13 protein-coding genes are annotated in these 14,701 nt (G+C 59.7%); 4 read left to right on the top strand and 9 right to left on the bottom strand.

Annotated elements, in window-relative coordinates:
* Nucleotides 1-6: 6 nt before the first annotated feature.
* The 3 genes from V6Z53_RS02700 to V6Z53_RS02690 all read right to left on the bottom strand — a co-directional run bounded on the left by V6Z53_RS02700 (nucleotide 7) and on the right by V6Z53_RS02690 (nucleotide 5,070).
* Complete coding sequence (locus tag V6Z53_RS02700) at nucleotides 7-2,040, bottom strand: ABC transporter permease subunit (protein ID WP_338586439.1); 2,034 nt, start codon at nucleotides 2,038-2,040, stop codon at nucleotides 7-9.
* A gap of 479 nt (nucleotides 2,041-2,519) precedes the next feature.
* Nucleotides 2,520-3,521, bottom strand: coding sequence for a phosphate ABC transporter substrate-binding protein PstS (locus tag V6Z53_RS02695; RefSeq protein WP_007971739.1), 1,002 nt, complete (start codon nucleotides 3,519-3,521; stop codon nucleotides 2,520-2,522).
* 250 nt (nucleotides 3,522-3,771) lie between these two features.
* A complete protein-coding gene (locus tag V6Z53_RS02690) occupies nucleotides 3,772-5,070 on the bottom strand; it encodes an MFS transporter (RefSeq protein ID WP_338584025.1) in 1,299 nt (432 codons plus the stop codon).
* A 363-nt stretch (nucleotides 5,071-5,433) separates the two neighbouring features.
* Here V6Z53_RS02690 and V6Z53_RS02685 point away from each other — a divergent pair, with 363 nt between their 5' ends.
* Nucleotides 5,434-5,838 (top strand): acyl-CoA thioesterase, encoded by a 405-nt coding sequence (locus V6Z53_RS02685; RefSeq protein WP_007896491.1) that lies wholly within the window; start codon nucleotides 5,434-5,436, stop codon nucleotides 5,836-5,838.
* A gap of 72 nt (nucleotides 5,839-5,910) precedes the next feature.
* The gene (locus tag V6Z53_RS02680; RefSeq protein WP_338584024.1) at nucleotides 5,911-6,810 is read left to right on the top strand and encodes a D-hexose-6-phosphate mutarotase; all 900 of its coding nucleotides are present in this window, start codon (nucleotides 5,911-5,913) and stop codon (nucleotides 6,808-6,810) included.
* A gap of 125 nt (nucleotides 6,811-6,935) precedes the next feature.
* Here the strand turns inward: V6Z53_RS02680 and V6Z53_RS02675 are convergent, their stop codons facing one another.
* From V6Z53_RS02675 to V6Z53_RS02655, 5 genes are all read right to left on the bottom strand, one after another.
* On the bottom strand, nucleotides 6,936-7,472 hold the full coding sequence (locus V6Z53_RS02675; RefSeq protein ID WP_338584023.1) for a DUF3299 domain-containing protein: 537 nt from the start codon (nucleotides 7,470-7,472) through the stop codon (nucleotides 6,936-6,938).
* A gap of 82 nt (nucleotides 7,473-7,554) precedes the next feature.
* The gene (locus V6Z53_RS02670; protein ID WP_008030708.1) at nucleotides 7,555-7,800 is read right to left on the bottom strand and encodes a GlsB/YeaQ/YmgE family stress response membrane protein; all 246 of its coding nucleotides are present in this window, start codon (nucleotides 7,798-7,800) and stop codon (nucleotides 7,555-7,557) included.
* Between the two features lie 111 nt (nucleotides 7,801-7,911).
* Nucleotides 7,912-8,994, bottom strand: coding sequence for a 5-(carboxyamino)imidazole ribonucleotide synthase (locus V6Z53_RS02665; protein WP_338584022.1), 1,083 nt, complete (start codon nucleotides 8,992-8,994; stop codon nucleotides 7,912-7,914).
* A gap of 11 nt (nucleotides 8,995-9,005) precedes the next feature.
* Entirely contained in the window at nucleotides 9,006-9,497 is a 492-nt protein-coding gene (purE, locus tag V6Z53_RS02660; RefSeq protein ID WP_034149342.1) for a 5-(carboxyamino)imidazole ribonucleotide mutase, read from the bottom strand.
* Nucleotides 9,498-9,875: 378 nt separating this feature from the next.
* Entirely contained in the window at nucleotides 9,876-10,793 is a 918-nt protein-coding gene (locus V6Z53_RS02655) for a LysR substrate-binding domain-containing protein (protein ID WP_338584021.1), read from the bottom strand.
* 180 nt (nucleotides 10,794-10,973) lie between these two features.
* On the opposite strand from V6Z53_RS02655, the gene aspA reads away from it, so the two are divergent.
* Complete coding sequence (aspA, locus tag V6Z53_RS02650) at nucleotides 10,974-12,398, top strand: aspartate ammonia-lyase (protein WP_020797941.1); 1,425 nt, start codon at nucleotides 10,974-10,976, stop codon at nucleotides 12,396-12,398.
* 193 nt (nucleotides 12,399-12,591) lie between these two features.
* Nucleotides 12,592-13,797: an ISL3 family transposase gene (locus V6Z53_RS02645; protein WP_338583964.1), complete on the top strand. Its 1,206-nt coding sequence runs from the start codon at nucleotides 12,592-12,594 to the stop codon at nucleotides 13,795-13,797.
* 65 nt (nucleotides 13,798-13,862) lie between these two features.
* Here V6Z53_RS02645 and V6Z53_RS02640 read toward each other — a convergent pair whose 3' ends face one another.
* The gene (locus V6Z53_RS02640; protein WP_338584020.1) at nucleotides 13,863-14,636 is read right to left on the bottom strand and encodes a MetQ/NlpA family ABC transporter substrate-binding protein; all 774 of its coding nucleotides are present in this window, start codon (nucleotides 14,634-14,636) and stop codon (nucleotides 13,863-13,865) included.
* Between the last annotated feature and the right edge of the window lie 65 nt (nucleotides 14,637-14,701).

Raw genomic sequence — 14,701 nt, 5'->3', positions numbered from 1 at the left:
CCTTTCTTAAAGCGACGAGTATTTCTTGCGCAGACGCTGACGAATCAGTTCCGCGAGGGTGTTCATGACGAAGGTGAACAACAGCAGCACCAGCGCCGAGAGGAACAGCACGCGGTAGTGGCTGCCGCCGACTTCCGACTCCGGCATTTCCACCGCGACGTTGGCGGCCAGGGTGCGCAGACCTTCGAACAGGTTCATTTCCATGACCGGGGTGTTACCGGTGGCCATCAACACGATCATGGTTTCACCGACCGCACGGCCCATGCCGATCATCAGCGCCGAGAAGATGCCCGGGCTGGCGGTCAGGATCACCACGCGAGTCATGGTCTGCCACGGCGTGGCGCCGAGGGCCAGGGAACCCAGGGTCAGGCCACGCGGCACGCTGAACACGGCGTCTTCGGCGATCGAGTAGATGTTCGGGATCACCGCGAAGCCCATGGCCAGACCGACCACCAGTGCGTTGCGCTGGTCGTAGGTGATGCCCAGGTCGTGGGAGATCCACATGCGCATGTCTCCGCCGAAGAACCAGTTCTCCATGAACGGGCTCATGTACAGCGAGAGCCAGCCTACGAACAGGATCACTGGAATCAGCAGCGCACTTTCCCAACCATCCGGCACTCTCAGGCGGATCGATTCAGGCAGGCGACTGAAGGCGAAACCCGCCACCAGAATGCCGATCGGCAGCAACATCAACAGGCTGAAGATGCCCGGCAAATGCCCTTCCACATACGGTGCGAGAAACAGACCGGCGAAGAAACCGAGGATCACCGTCGGCATCGCTTCCATCAGCTCGATCACTGGCTTGACCTTGCGGCGCATGCCCGGAGCCATGAAGTACGCGGTGTAGATCGCAGCAGCAACGGCCAGAGGTGCGGCCAGCAGCATGGCGTAGAACGCGGCTTTCAGGGTACCGAAGGTCAGCGGCGACAGGCTCAGCTTGGGTTCGAAATCGGTGTTGGCGGCGGTCGATTGCCAGACGTATTTAGGCTCGTCGTAGTTCTCGTACCAGACCTTGCTCCACAACGCGCTCCACGACACTTCCGGGTGCGGGTTGTCGAGCAGCAACGGTTGCAGCTTGCCGCCGGCTTCCACGATCACACGGTTGGCCCGTGGCGACAGACCGAAAATGCCTTGGCCTTCGACCACCGGATCAACCAGCAAAGTGCGGTGCGCGGTGCTGTGGAATACGCCGAGCTTGCCGGAGGCGTCCAGTGCAATGAAGCCCTTGCGACGTTCTTCGGCGGTGATTTCAACGATCGGCGTGGTGCCCATCTGGAAGGTACGGATCTGCTTCAGGCGCTGTTCGCCATCCGGGTCGCGCGCCATGAACCACTGGGCCAAACCACCTTTGGAGTCGCCAAGGATCAGCGAGATGCCACCAACCAGTTGGGTGCTGGCAGTGATTTCAGCTTCGCCGTTTTCCAGCAATTTGTAGCGACCGTTGAGGCTCTTGTCGCGCAAGCTGAACACGTCGGCCTGGGCACGACCGTTGATCACGTACAGCCACTGCTGACGCGGATCGACGAAGATGTTCTTCACCGGCTCGGTCATTTGCGGCAGGTCGATGCGTTTCTGCTCGTTGGTGATTTCGCCGGTCATCATGTTTTCTTCGCTGGTCAGCGACAGAACATTGAGTTGCGAACCGGTGGAACCGACCAGCATCAGAGTCGAATCGGTGGCGTTGAGACTGACGTGCTCCAGCGCGCCGCCGGATTCGTTCAGTGCAATCGGAGTTTCGCCATACGGATATTCGATGGCTGGCGAGATGGTTTTCTTGCCGTCCGGGTAGCTGACTTTGTAGGTGTGACGGAACACCAGTGCCTGACCGTTGGACAAGCCCACGGCCACCAGCGGATGACCTGGCTGGTCTTCCCCGATGGAGGTCACGGTAGCGCCGGCCGGAACAGGCAGATCGACGCGCTTGAGTTCGGCGCCACTGTCGATATCGAAGAACAATGCCTGGCCCTTGTCGGAAACCCGCATCGCCACCTGGTTCTGCTCTTCGAGCGAGATCATCAGTGGCTTGCCGGCGTCCTGCATCCAGGCTGGGGTGATCGCATCTTTCGCCGTCAGGCTGGCACCCTGGAACAGGGGCGCAACGACATACGCGAGGAAGAAGAAGATCAGTGTGATGGCTGCCAGCACCGCCAGGCCGCCGATGAGGACGTACCAGCGAGTGAAGCGATCCTTGAGCGCGCGGATGCGGCGCTTGCGTTGCAACTCAGGCGTATTGAAGTCAATTCGCTTGGGGGGATTAGTAGTCATGTTGGAATTGGCCAGATCATTCATTCGCACACCCTAGCGATCCTGTATGACAGAAAGATGACAGTGCGGTGACGCAACAAATCCGCCGCCCGGTGGAACCGGCAGCGGAGCGCAAAATTTGGGGGTTGCAGGAGCTGTCGAGGGAACCGAGGCTGCGATCTTTTGATCTTGCCGTTCGAAGCCAGATCAAAAGATCGCAGCCTCGTTTCACTCGACAGCTCCTACAAATCCGGGGCTAGCCCCGGATCAGGGTTTTACTTTTTTGCGACTTCAGCGCCGCCTTCTTGCAGACCCAGGTCAGCCAGTGCTTTTGCAGCAACCTTGGCTGGCAGTGGGATGTAACCGTCTTTCACTACAACTTCCTGGCCCTGTTTCGACAGAACCAGTTTCACGAACTCAGCTTCCAGCGGAGCCAGAGGCTTGTTCGGGGCTTTGTTGACGTAAACGTAGAGGAAACGCGACAGCGGGTACTTGCCGTTCAGGGCGTTTTCTTCGGTGTCTTCGATGAAGTCCTGGCTGCCTTTCTTGGCCAGGGCCACAGTCTTCACGCTAGCGGTTTTGTAGCCGATGCCCGAGTAACCGATGCCGTTCAGCGAGGAGCTGATCGATTGCACGACCGAAGCCGAACCTGGTTGTTCGTTGACGTTTGGCTTGTAGTCGCCTTTGCACAGGGCTTCTTCCTTGAAGTAGCCGTAGGTGCCGGATACCGAGTTACGACCGAACAGTTGAACCGGCTTGTTGGCCAGGTCGCCGGTCACGCCCAGGTCACCCCAGGTTTTCACGTCGGTTTTAGCGCCGCACAGACGAGTGGACGAGAAGATCGCGTCGACTTGTTCCATGGTCAGGTGCTGGATCGGGTTGTCCTTGTGGACGAAAACAGCCAGGGCGTCCACGGCAACCGGGATAGCGGTTGGCTTGTAGCCGTACTTCTGTTCGAAGGCAGCCAGTTCGGTGTCCTTCATCTTGCGGCTCATCGGGCCCAGGTTGGAGGTGCCTTCAGTCAGCGCAGGTGGCGCAGTGGCGGAGCCAGCGGCCTGAATCTGGATGTTTACGTTCGGGTATTCTTTTTTGTAGTTCTCAGCCCAGAGGGTCATGAGGTTGGCCAGGGTATCGGAACCAACGCTGGACAGGTTGCCCGACACACCAGTGGTCTTGGTGTAGCTCGGGATAGCAGGGTCAACAGCGGCAACCGCGTTGGCAGTCGCAACGCCAGCAGCGACAAAAGTCATTGCCGCCATCAAACGCTTCAGTTTCATGCCTTACTCCTAGCAGATAGGGTGTGTTAAGTCGGGGCCAAGTATCAGCAGGCCGTGTGAACACTCTATGGCTGAAATATGACAATTGGATGAAAGGCCAGTATTCGCGTTCTACAAGATGTTTCGCGTCGCCTGCCTTCGCGAGCAAGCCCGCTCCCACAGTTGACCGCTTTCTTTCAGGAGAAATGCGGTCGACTGTGGGAGCGGGCTCGCTCGCGAAGGCGTCAGTGCAGTCGAAATAAAGACTGATTCAGCGACCCTTCTTCCAGAGATACGCACCCACCAGAATCCCGACACCACACAGCACCGCCACATAATAGGCAGGCCCCATCGGGCTCTCCTTGAGCAGCAGGCTGACGATCATCGGCGTCAAACCACCGAAAATCGCGTAGGCCACGTTGTAGGAGAACGACAGACCGCTGAAGCGCACCACTGGCGGGAATGCCTTGACCATCACGTACGGCACCGCGCCGATGGTGCCGACCAGCAAACCCGTCACGGCGTACAGCGGGAACAGCCAGTCGGGATGATCGGCCAGGCTGTGGTAGAAGGTCCACGAACTGGCCAGCAGCGCCGTGCAGCCGACCACGAAGACGCGTCCCGCACCGAAACGATCGGCCAGTGCGCCGGCGATGATGCAACCGAAACTCAGGAACACGATCGCCACGCTGTTCGCTTGCAGCGACGTGGTTGCCGAGAAGTGATAGACCGTTTGCAACACGGTCGGGGTCATCAGGATAAGCACCACGATGGCGGCGGACAGCAGCCAGGTCAGCAGCATCGAAATGGCAATCGCACCACGATGATCACGCAGCACCGCGCGCAGCGGCACTTCTTCAGCCAGGGCCTTGCGCTGTTGCAGCTCGGCGAACACCGGGGTTTCGTGCAGCCAGCGGCGCAGGTACACCGAGAACAGGCCGAACACGCCGCCCAGCAGGAACGGGATCCGCCACGCGTAGTCCGCCACTTCAACCGGGGTATAAATGCTGTTGATCGCCGTGGCGACCAGAGAACCCAGGAGGATGCCCGCCGTCAGGCCGCTGGTCAGGGTGCCGCAGGCGTAGCCGATATGGCGTTGCGGCACGTGTTCGGAAACGAAGACCCACGCCCCCGGCACTTCACCGCCAATCGCCGCGCCCTGGATGACGCGCATCAGCAGCAACAGGATCGGCGCCCACATGCCGATCTGCGCGTAGGTCGGCAGCAGGCCCATGATCAGGGTCGGCACCGCCATCATGAAGATGCTCAGGGTGAACATCTTCTTGCGCCCCAGCAGGTCGCCGAAGTGCGCCATCACGATGCCGCCCAGCGGCCGTGCCAGGTAGCCGGCGGCGAAAATGCCGAAGGTCTGCATCAAGCGCAGCCACTCGGGCATGTCCGCCGGGAAGAACAGCTTGCCCACCACCGTGGCAAAGAACACGAAGATGATGAAGTCGTAGAACTCCAGCGCGCCGCCCAGGGCCGACAGCGATAGCGTCTTGTAGTCGTTGCGGGTCAGCGGACGTGCGGATTGGGCAGGCTGCGCGATACTCGAGGGCGCTGTGGTCATGGCAAAGGCTTCTCTAATAGTCAGGTCTGCCGCCCCGACAACGCAGGCAAGGGCTCGGGCAGGATCGGCACGATAGCAAATTGTTCGAAAAAGCACATAGAGGCACGTAATTGACGGTCAAAATGAGAACCGGACGGTCGTCTCGGAGTCTACCGACCGATATACTCGCAACTGTGCGACGGCTTGCAAGGGTTGCTGTGCGAAAACGCCTGTCAGGTTCATAGGCGATTTCGCAGAGTTTCCCTTTAGGCGCCTTATGGAAAACGTGACGAACGTAGTATGTTCGGTGCTGAATCGTTTTTCCCGAAGACGGCTACCACCAGCAGCACCAACGAAGAGTCACGGGTCAGAGGCACCCCCGGCATGATAGAGCTCGAACAAGAAGATCCGATCCCGCAAGGCGACCTGGCCCTGCAAATCACCGCGCTTCCGCGCGAAACCAACGGCTTTGGCGATATTTTCGGCGGCTGGCTGGTGGCGCAAATGGATTTGGCCGGCACGGCGATGGCCAGCAAGGTTGCCGGTGGGCGCGTAGCCACCGTTGCGATCGACCGCATGGCGTTCCTGGTGCCGGTGGCGGTGGGCGCTCAGCTCTCCTTCTATACCCAGGCACTGGAAATCGGACGCAGCTCGATCCAGATGATGGTTGAAGTCTGGAGCGACGATCCGCTGTCCAGCGAATGGCGCAAAGTGACCGAAGCAGTATTCGTGTTCGTGGCCATTGATGGCAGCGGCCGCACCCGCTCGGTTCCGCCCAGAGCTCGTTAAAACCGGGAAGCGTTAAACCCGACGACCGATTCACGGTCCATTGCAGTCCTGTTACTGATCGAGAGCTGTCCCATGAACACGCCCAACGTTGAAGCCGTGAAACTGGATGAACTGAACTGCTGGCGCATCCGCCACGGTCAGGCCGAATTGCTGGTGGCCCAGCAAGGCGCGCACATCCTCAGTTATCAATTAGCCGGCCAACCGCCGCTGATCTGGCTCAACGATGAGGCGGTGTTCAAGACCGGCAAGAGCATTCGTGCCGGCGTGCCGGTGTGCTGGCCGTGGTTCGGCAACTTCGAGCGCAACCCGCAGAGCGTTAAAGCGATGCGCGTCAGCCACGAGCCCGCACCTGCCCACGGTCTGGTGCGGGCAATGGACTGGGAACTGGGCGGCATCGAAGCCGAGGGCGAAAGCCTGAAGGTCGAATTCCTCCTGCCCTACCCCGAAGGTGGCCTGCCGGGCTGGCCGCATCAGGTGGACTTGAAGCTGAGCATTCGTCTGGATGAGCAACTGCATATCAGCCTGATCAGCCATAACGTGGGCACCGAAACGGTGACCATCAGCCAGGCCCTGCACAGCTATTTCGCCGTCAGCGACGTGCGCAACGTGCATGTCGAAGGCGTGGACGGCTTGAGCTACATCGAGACGCTGGAAGACTGGAAAACCAAGAAACAATCCGGTGATCTGGGCTTTACCGGCGAAACCGACCGCATCTATCTTGATGCCCCGCCACTGCTGAGCATCGTCGATCCGGCCTGGGAACGGCGCATCGAGCTGACCAGTACCGGTTCGCGCACGGCGGTGATCTGGAACCCATGGATCGACCGCGCCGCTGCATTCAGCGACATGGCCGACGATGGCTGGCAGCGCATGCTGTGCATCGAAACGGCGAATGTGATGGGTGATGTGGTGAGCCTGGCACCGGGTGCCAGTCATACACTCGGCGTGAGCGTCGGCGCAAAACCGCTCTAAGCCATACGGCAATACCAAATGTGGGAGCCAGCCTGCTGGCGATGGCGTCGTGTCAGTCAACTTGAAAGTATCTGACCCACCGCTATCGCCAGCAGGCTGGCTCCCACAGTTATTTCGAGTGGCTGTTAGAGATCCGACTCTTTCACCACTCTGACTTTCGCCGCATCCAGCGCATACGCCGCATCCGCCAAATCATTGCTGACCTTCTCGACCTTCAACGTGCCGGTGACCCACAGCGGCGTGTAGATATCATTGAGTTTCAAACCCTTCGGATAGCGCACCAGCACCAGTTGATTGGGCGGCGGTGGCGGCACGTGGATGCACGCGCCCGGATATGGCACGAGGAAAAACAACGTGCTGTTGCCCTTGGCGTCGGACTCCAGCGGCACCGGATAGCCACCGATACGGATGTTCTTGTCGTTCATCGACGCCACGGTCTTGGTCGAATACATCACCGCCGGCAAGCCCTTGCTCTGCTTCATGCCACCCTTTTCGGTAAAGGTGCCAGTGGCTTCGGGGGAGTCGTGGTCGATTTCGGGCATGGCCTCGAGGGCTTTCTGGTCGGACTTGGGCATCAGTTCGAGCCAATCGGTTTCCGGCAGCTCGCCAGCATGGGCAAGGCCCGAACCGAGAAATAAAAGAGTCAGCAAAAGACGGCGCATGAAAATGCTCGGCAAGGAAAGGAAAACGCCGAGCATTCTAGCCCTCCCGGACTGCGCAGCCGAGAGGACTTTGTCGCTTGAATCAGTTCTTTTTGATCAGGCCGTAGATCACCAGCAACACCACGGCACCAACCAGAGCACCGATGAACCCGGCGCCTTGACCGGCCTGGTAGATGCCCAAGGCCTGGCCGCCGTAAGTGGCCGCCAGCGAACCGCCGATACCGAGCAGGATGGTCATGATCCAGCCCATGCTGTCATCGCCCGGTTTCAGGAACCGTGCGAGCAGGCCGACGATCAAGCCGATAAAGATGGTTCCGATGATTCCCATGGCATTTCCCTCTGAATGATTTGGCTATGCGAAAGCCTAGTCAGACTTTCGCATCCTGCCATGAGAGAACGGCGGCACCGCAATGGTTCCGCCGCTGCCACATGAAACTGTTTACTCGGCGATCAGCGCTTCGACCTTGAGGATCTGCGCAGCCAGCGTTTCGCGATCTGCACAACGCAGGTTGGCGTGACCGACCTTGCGGCCGACCTTGAACGCCTTGCCGTAGTGGTGCAGGTGGCAGTCGGCGATCGCAATAACCCTGTCGGTGTCCGGCACTTTACCGATGAAGTTGAGCATCGCGCTCTCGCCGACCTTGGCCGTCGAACCCAGCGGGAGACCGGCAACCGCCCGCAGGTGGTTTTCGAACTGGCTGCACTCGGCGCCTTCGGTGGTCCAGTGCCCGGAGTTGTGCACACGCGGGGCGATTTCGTTGGCCTTGAGGCCACCGTCGACTTCAAAGAACTCGAACGCCATCACGCCAACGTAATCCAGCTGCTTGAGCACGCGGCTGGAATAGTCTTCGGCCAAGGCTTGCAACGGGTGATCGGTGCTGGCCACGGACAGCTTGAGGATGCCGCTGTCGTGGGTGTTGTGTACCAGCGGGTAGAACTTGGTTTCGCCATCGCGAGCGCGCACGGCGATCAGCGAGACTTCGCCAGTGAACGGCACGAAGCCTTCCAGCAGGCACGCCACGCTGCCCAGTTCGGCGAACGTGCCGACCACGTCTTCAGGCGTACGCAGGACTTTCTGACCCTTGCCGTCGTAACCCAAAGTACGGGTTTTCAGCACGGCCGGCAGACCGATCGAAGCCACGGCGGTGTCCAGGTCGGCCTGGGACTGGATATCGGCGAACGCCGGGGTTGGAATCCCCAGGTCCTTGAACATGCTCTTTTCGAACCAGCGATCGCGGGCGATGCGCAGCGCTTCGGCGCTCGGATAGACCGGCACGAATTGCGACAGGAACGCCACGGTTTCGGCGGGTACGCTTTCGAACTCGAAGGTCACCAGATCGACTTCATCGGCCAACTGACGCAAGTGGTCCTGATCGCCGTAATCGGCGCGCAGGTGTTCGCCCAATGCAGCCGCGCACGCGTCAGGCGCCGGGTCGAGGAAAGCGAAGTTCATGCCCAGCGGAGTGCCCGCCAGCGCCAACATGCGACCCAACTGGCCGCCACCGATTACACCGATCTTCATCGTCAACAACCTCAGGCGATGCGTGGGTCTGGATTTTCCAGGACGCTGTCTGTCTGCTCAGCACGGAAGGTTTTCAGCACTTCGTGGAACTGTGGGTGCTTGGCGCCCAGGATACTCGCCGACAGCAGCGCGGCGTTGATCGCGCCGGCCTTGCCGATGGCCAGGGTGGCAACCGGGATGCCCGCCGGCATCTGAACGATGGAGAGCAGCGAATCGACGCCCGAGAGCATTGCCGATTGCACCGGCACGCCCAGCACCGGCAGGTGAGTCTTGGCCGCACACATGCCGGGCAAGTGGGCTGCGCCGCCGGCACCGGCGATGATCACCTCGATGCCACGCGCTTCCGCTTCTTCAGCATACTGGAACAGCAGGTCCGGGGTGCGGTGGGCAGAAACCACTTTCACCTCGTAAGGGATGCCGAGCTTTTCCAGCATATCGGCGGTGTGGCTAAGGGTGGACCAATCGGACTTGGAGCCCATGATCACGCCAACCAATGCACTCATCGTCGTGCCTCTTCTCTCTGGGCGCCCGCAGGCGCATCAAAAAACAACAAGCCACGCAGAGTGCGTGGCTTGATTGTACGAATTATGGCCGGTCGTAACCGGCCGAAGGCCGCGCAGTATACCTCAATGAAGCAGATAAACAGCCCCCGAAACGACCATCTGTCAAATGAGCCAAAGGCCCGGTTTTATTGACCTGAAGGTCAGCCTGAGCTCAGCACAAAACGCCGCAGGACTTGAGGTCAATCCTGATTGGTCGAAACAACAAAATCCCCTGTAGGAGCCGAGCTTGCTCGCGATGGCGTCAATTCAGTCGACATCAATGTTGAATGGCCGACCGCTATCGCGAGCAAGCTCGGCTCCTACAGGTTTTTCGCAAATTCAAGAACCGGTTGTGCCCTGGGCGGCGCCGCCTTCGAGCTTGCGCCACAACAGGCGCACATTCGCTTTGCGCACCAAGGCACAGCGATACAAACGAATCTCCAGCGGCACATGCCATTGCGGCCCGCCGCACACTACCAACTCGCCGCGAGCCAGTTCGGCACGAACGCTCAGCTGAGGCACCCAGGCAATTCCCAACCCTTCCAGCGCCATGCTTTTCAGGCTGTCGGCCATGGCCGTTTCGTACACCGTGGTAAACCGCAACGCCCGCTGGCGCAGCAAGCCGTTCACCGAGCGCCCGAGAAACGCGCCGGCGCTGTAGGCCAGCAGCGGCACGCTGGCCTCGCCCTCTAGATCGAACAACGGCTTGCCGTCGGCGTCCGCCGCACACACCGGCAACATTTCGGTGTGCCCCAAGTGCAGCGAAGGGAAAATTTCCGGGTCCATCTGCATCGCCGCATCCGGGTCATAGAACGCGAGCATCAAATCGCAGCCGCCTTCACGAAGCGCATGCACCGCGTCGCCGACGTTGGTCGCCACCAGCCGCGTGGCAATGTTCAAGCCTTCGTTGCGCAACTGCGCGATCCAGCGTGGGAAAAAACCCAGCGCCAGCGAGTGAGCAGCCGCGACCTGCATCACTTCGCCCTGCCCGCCCTCCAGATGATGCAGATGGCGCAGCACTTCACCGAGCTGTTCGACCACGGTGCGCGCGGTCACCAGAAACAATTGCCCCGCCGCCGTCAGTTCGACTGGCGTGCGCGAGCGATTGACCAGCGTCAGTCCCAACGCCGCTTCGAGGCTGCGGATTCGCCGGCTGAACGCCGGCTGCGTTACGAAGCGTCTTTCCGCTGCCTGGGAGAAGCTGCGGGTGGCGGCCAGGGCACTAAAGTCCTCCAGCCATTTGCTTTCCAGATTCATCACGTCCTCCCGGACACGCACCAATTTAGGTCACACGCTCGCCGTCAACTCGGCGTCACACGGGCATTATGCCGAATATGCATAGGCCAGTGTTTAACAGCATTGGCTCAAAATCCTCCACGAGCCTAGCATTTGCAGTGTTCCGGCACAGACCGGGTCCATATCGAGATGATTTCTATCATGTCCTCCGCTGCATCATTCCGCACAGAAAAAGACCTGCTTGGCGTACTCGAAGTACCGGCTCAAGCGTATTACGGCATCCAGACCCTGCGAGCGGTGAACAACTTCCGTCTCTCCGGCGTTCCGATTTCGCATTACCCGAAACTGGTAGTCGGCCTGGCGATGGTTAAACAAGCCGCCGCTGACGCCAACCGCGAGCTGGGTCACCTGAGCGAAGCCAAGCACGCTGCCATCAGCGAAGCCTGTGCACGACTGATCCGCGGCGACTTCCACGAAGAGTTCGTGGTGGACATGATTCAAGGTGGCGCTGGTACATCCACCAACATGAACGCCAACGAAGTGATCGCCAACATTGCTCTTGAAGCGATGGGTCACCAGAAAGGCGAATACCAGTACCTGCACCCGAACAACGACGTGAACATGGCGCAGTCGACCAACGACGCTTACCCGACGGCGATCCGCCTGGGTCTGCTGCTGGGTCACGACGCGCTGCTGGCCAGCCTCGACAGCCTGATCCAGTCGTTCGCTGCCAAAGGTGAAGAATTCAGCCACGTCCTGAAGATGGGCCGTACCCAACTGCAAGACGCCGTGCCGATGACCCTCGGCCAGGAATTCCGTGCTTTCGCCACTACCCTGGGCGAAGACCTGGCGCGCCTGAAGACTCTGGCTCCTGAGCTGCTGACTGAAGTGAACCTGGGCGGCACCGCGATCGGTACCGGCATCAACGCCGACCCGCGTTACCAGCACCTGGCCGTTCAGCGCCTGGCGACCATCAGCGGTCACCCGCTGGTACCGGCAGCCGACTTGATCGAAGCCACGTCCGACATGGGCGCCTTCGTGCTGTTCTCCGGCATGCTCAAGCGCACCGCGGTCAAGCTGTCGAAGATCTGCAACGACCTGCGTCTGCTGTCCAGCGGCCCACGCACCGGCATCAACGAAATCAATCTGCCGGCACGTCAGCCAGGCAGCTCGATCATGCCTGGCAAGGTCAACCCGGTTATCCCGGAAGCCGTAAACCAGGTGGCGTTCCAGATCATCGGCAACGACCTGGCCCTGACCATCGCGGCCGAAGGCGGCCAACTGCAACTGAACGTGATGGAGCCGCTGATCGCTTTCAAGATCTTCGACTCGATCCGTCTGCTGCAACGCGCCATGGACATGCTGCGCGAGCACTGCATCACCGGTATCACCGCCAACGAAGAACGTTGCCGTGAACTGGTCGAACACTCGATCGGCCTGGTTACCGCGCTGAACCCGTACATCGGCTACGAAAACGCCACCCGCATCGCCCGCATCGCGCTCGAAAGCGGCCGCGGCGTGCTGGAACTGGTGCGCGAAGAAGGCTTGCTCGACGACGCCATGCTCGCCGACATCCTGCGCCCGGAAAACATGATTGCTCCGCGTCTGGTTCCGCTGAAAGCCTGAACCGACGCATCACTTGTAGCACCGCTCACCAGGTCGAGGGACTAGACACCTCTCACCTTTTGAGGGCTTGGAGATCACTCTCCAGGCCCTTTTTTTTGGTTCTTCACGGAATCCCGGGAAACACAGAAACAAGAACGCCGATTTGGTTGATGATGTTCGTGCGAGCAAACACATCTAACAAACCGGCGTTCTTATGCGCGATATTAATACTTTCCTTCCTTTTTGGGAGGGCTTTTCTGTCGTCACGATCAAGCCTGATGGCGACGCACTACAAATCGATCTGATCCCCCATGCCACCCGATTCCCTTCCTGCGGCGGCTGCCTAAAACCCTGTTCAACTACGCATGAGTATTGCGAGCGCGTCGTTCGTGATTTACCCATCCTTGGCCGGGCCGTGCGCCTCAACGTTTTGCTCAGGCGGGTTGGCTGTCGTGACTGTGGCAAACGCATGGAGGCCGTCAGTTGGCTGGATCGCTATGCTCGCATGACGCGCCGCTTGGCCGAGGCGGTCATTCAGGCCTGCGAACGCCTTCCAACCCTGCACGTGGCTCAGATGTTCGGCCTACATTGGGACACTGTTAGGTTGCTGGAGCGTCGAGCCTTGCAAACGATGTTGAACGCTCTGCCTAAGGCGCAACCGCGACGTTTGGTGATGGATGAGTTTGCGTTGTTCAAAGGACATCGTTACGCCAGCGTGGTGCTGGACGCCGATACCCGACGCGTGCTGTGGATTGGTGAAGGCCGCAGCCGTGCGGCGGTCAGGCCATTCTTCGAAGAGCTGGGGGCCGAGGGTTGCGCCCGAATCGAAGCGGTCGCGATGGACATGAACACCGCTTTTGACCTGGAGGTTCGCCAGCACTGTCCAAAAGCGCGAGTGGTCTATGACCTCTTCCATGTCGTGGCCAAGTATGGCCGAGAAGTGATCGATCGGGTTCGCGTCGATGAAGCCAATCGGCTGCGTCATGACAGGCCGGCTCGCAAGATCATCAAGCAATCGCGATGGCTGTTGCTGCGCAATCCGCAGAACCTGAAAACGCCGGAGCAACAGGTCCATTTACAGGAACTGTTGGCGGCCAACCAATCGCTGATGACGGTCTATTTGATGAAGGCTGAACTCAAAACGCTCTGGACGCCGAGCACCGCCTGGGACTGGAGATCAGCCTGGAAACAATGGCTGCGCCACGCACATGAAAGCGAAATACCTGCTTTGATCCAGTTCGCTAAACGGCTAAAGATTTACTGGCGGGGCATCGTGAGCCGGGTTCGCTGGCCGATGCATACGGGCCAACTGGAAGGAATAAACAATCGAATAAAGGTCATCAAGCGGATGGCGTACGGTTACCGGGATAGCGAATTCTTTTTCATGAAGATCAAGAGCGTCTTTCCCGGTAATCCGTGAAGAACCTTTTTTTTGGGCAAAAAAAGGGGCGCATTGAATGCGCCCCTTTTTCGTTTCATCCGCAATCAGAACGCCGGCACGACCGCGCCTTTGTACTTCTCGAGAATGAAGGCTTTCACTTCCAGGCTGTGCAGCGCGGCAACCAGTTTCTTCATCGCTTCGCTGTCCTTGTCATCAGGACGCGCCACCAGAATGTTCACGTAAGGCGAATCGCTGCCTTCGATGACCAGAGCATCCTTGGCCGGATCGAGCTTGGCTTCCAGCGCGTAGTTGGTGTTGATCAGCGCCAGGTCGACCTGGGTCAGCACGCGCGGGATGGTCGCGGCTTCCAGCTCACGGAACTTCAGGTTTTTCGGGTTCTCGGTGATGTCCTTGACGGTCGACAGGATGTTGTTGGCATCCGCCAACTTGATCACGCCAGCCTTGGCCAGCAGCAACAGCGCACGGCCGCCGTTGGTGGCGTCGTTCGGGATAACCACGGTGGCGGTGCTTGGCAGCTCATCCAGGGTTTTGTATTTGCTGGAGTAAGCGCCCAGCGGTTCCAGATGCACGCCAGCCACGGAAACCAGGTTGGTGCCTTTGGCCTTGTTGAACTCATCGAGGTACGGCTGGTGCTGGAAGAAGTTGGCGTCCAGGCGTTTTTCCGCGACTTGCACGTTCGGCTGGATATAGTCGGTGAAGACTTTGACCTTCAGGTCGACGCCTTCTTTGGCCAGCGCCGGCTTAACGAATTCGAGGATTTCCGCGTGCGGAACCGGGGTCGCCGCGACAGTCAGGGTGTCGGCAGCGTGGGCGGAAAAGGCTGCAACGGCAGCGAACGCGACGAGTAGTTTCTTCATTCAGCTAACTCCATGTGGGTACCCGCTTGCGGCGCCCGTTTGGCGCCTGCCAGCGAATGGCCGGC

It is taken from the genome of Pseudomonas sp. MAG733B (assembly GCF_036884845.1).
GTDB lineage: Bacteria > Pseudomonadota > Gammaproteobacteria > Pseudomonadales > Pseudomonadaceae > Aquipseudomonas.
This window is presented reverse-complemented; position numbering and strand designations above follow the sequence as displayed.